The following is a 1,924-nucleotide window of genomic DNA, read 5'->3' on the forward strand; positions in this document are numbered from 1 at the left end:
GGTAGTGTCAAATACTACCTGTTTTTTTGTATCTAAATTCTATAGAAACCTTGATTTTTAGGGAAATCTTCAATAAAAAGAGCATTGACCTCCCTTTTCTGGTATAATGTCTATCGCCAAAAAAACACCCCAGAAAGGAGCCAATGCTCATGGACATTATACTTTATCTTCTCACCATCATTCAACACCTTTTTCAGATGAATTGCTGGCTAATCACTTTTATCTGCAGATATATCCCTCTCAAGCAGTGGGCTTTTGACGACTCCCACTCTCCCAAATATCAGAAGTTCAAAGTGGATGAACTCCCACGTATCAGAACCTTTATCAAACAGGACTGGCAGTTCCTCCTTGAATACTATCTCTGGCGCTACGGCAAACCTCTGAAACCTGTCCAGCGGCGAAACGGAACGTCCGTCCCTGAGGACATCCTCTGCCCCCTGTGCGGTGCCCCTCATCTCTTTATCTATGATAACAACGGCGGCAACGGCCAGTACCAGTGCAAAGTCTGCGGACAGACCTTCTCTTCCGGTGATCTTGTAACAACTCCCTTCCGCCTGTTATGCCCGCACTGCGGTCATTCCCTCTCCAGGATAAAGACTCGGAAACATTTCGTCATCCATAAATGTATCAATCCGAAATGTCCCTACTATCTTCACAACCTGAAGAAAGTCGACCAGGAAGACCTGAAAGAGAACTACGGGAAAAATAAATATAAACTCCACTACATCTACCGTGAATTCACGATAGATTTCTTCCGCATGGACTTAAACTCCCTGCCAAAGCATGCTTCTTCTCTCAGGTTCAGCAAACACAACGCCCATGTCATGTCCCTGTGCCTGACCCTCCATATCAACCTAGGCCTATCACTTCGTAAAACCAGCCAGGCTCTTAAGGATCTCTATAACATCCGCATCTCCCATCAGCAGATCGCAAACTACTGCAAGACCGCCGCTGTATGCATCAAACCCTTTACCGACCAGTATCCCTACAGAAAAGGGAACACTTTCATCGCCGATGAAACCTACATCAAAGTCCGCGGTGTGAAAACCTTTGTCTGGCTGATCATGAATGCCGCCTGCCGTTCCATCATCGGCTATCAGGTTTCTGACAATCGCGGCGTGGGGCCCTGCATCCTCGCCATGCGCATGGCCTTCCAAGGACTTAAAAAGCTGCCGGACCACTTTAAATTCGTTGCGGACGGCTACAGCGCTTACCCGCTTGCCGCAATGGAGTTTGCAAAGAAGTTTGGAAAAGACTTTACCTTTACGATCACCCAGGTCATTGGACTTACCAACGACGATGCTGTATCCAAAGACAACCGCCCATTCAAACAGATCGTGGAACGGCTGAACCGCACGTATAAAGCTTCCTATCGGAAAACAAACGGCTTTGACAACATCGAAGGCGCCAACTATGATCTGGCTCTCTGGGTTGCTTATTATAACTTCCTGCGTCCTCATAAGCACAACCGTTATCGGGTGCTCAATGATGTGGAACTTCTCCATGGTGCTGACAACATGCCAGGAAAATGGCAGCTCCTTATCTTTCTCGGTCAGCAGACAATCCTGCATATGCAGGAAAATAGCGCCGCGTCACGGGAGCGGGGCTGTTGTCAATAGAACCGTGGAATACCGGAACAGTCGGCAGCGCCGGCTGTGAGGATATGCCGCGAAAGTCTGTTGACAAAAAGCCCACGGAGCATCCTGTCTGACAGGAAAGGGGCAACCGCGCCCTTTCCCTGCCTTCCGGCGAGGACAGGTGCGGGCAGAGCCCGCTATTGGGTCAAGGGACTGGTCCCTTGCGGGTTCTCAGGGCAGCGCCCTGAGCCCTCGGAGAGCTTTTCAATATCAATATCTGCAATTTTCAAGGTTCTTCTGAGCCTATTTTTTATGACTTATTTTTTCATAGATTACTTGACACTACC

General features: G+C 48.5%; 1 protein-coding gene. It reads left to right on the plus strand.

From position 1 onward, the window contains the following. The first annotated feature begins 149 nt into the window (after window positions 1-149). A complete protein-coding gene (locus B5E62_RS16585; protein ID WP_087175611.1) occupies window positions 150-1,619 on the plus strand; it encodes an integrase core domain-containing protein in 1,470 nt (489 codons plus the stop codon). Window positions 1,620-1,924 lie beyond the last annotated feature (305 nt).

Source organism: Lachnoclostridium sp. An118, from assembly GCF_002160985.1.
Classification (GTDB): domain Bacteria; phylum Bacillota; class Clostridia; order Lachnospirales; family Lachnospiraceae; genus Claveliimonas; species Claveliimonas stercoravium.